Origin of the sequence: Thermogutta sp. (assembly GCF_014359955.1) — a bacterium.
Lineage (GTDB): Bacteria > Planctomycetota > Planctomycetia > Pirellulales > Thermoguttaceae > Thermogutta.
Map to the genome: position 1 here is coordinate 4,674 of NZ_JACIYL010000270.1, position 511 is coordinate 5,184.

Annotated in this window: 1 pseudogene; it reads left to right on the plus strand. The window is 59.7% G+C overall.

The features are described 5' to 3' along the window. Nucleotides 1-121: 121 nt before the first annotated feature. A pseudogene (locus H5U08_RS09675) lies at nucleotides 122-511 on the plus strand (hypothetical protein); the annotation flags it as partial.

Below are 511 nucleotides of genomic sequence, written 5' to 3' on the forward strand. Positions count from 1 at the left end.
AGCCTGGGCTACACTTGCCGGGGCAGCGGTCGTCGGTTATCAAATGGGGAAGCCAAAAGCGCGCGGAATGTTTTCGCGGTCCCCAGTTTGAAAGCCACACCGACAAGAGGAGGTGGATGCCATGACACACCAGCGACCATGGAGCCGAATAGCAACGGGGAATGGTTTGTTCGCCTGGAAGCGAGCCGCTGCGTCCTCACGTGTTGGACTTCCCCGGATCCCCGCAGCGCTGATCCTGGGCGGGTTCGTCGCTGCGGTATTCGTTGCCTGCCAGGAAAAGTCTCGACTTTGGGCGGAAACCCCTCAGCCTGTTTTAAAAGTGGGCTTTGCGGAGCGCGATATTAGCCCGGAAATCGGCATGGAGCAACCCGGGGGCTATGGCAAGGTTTATCACCGGACGTTTCACGATCCCTGTAAAGCACGGGCGGCGGTTTTCGACGACGGGCAGAAGGCTGTGGCCCTGGTAGGGCTCGACGTGCTCATGATTCGCGAACCCAGCGTCAAGCGGATT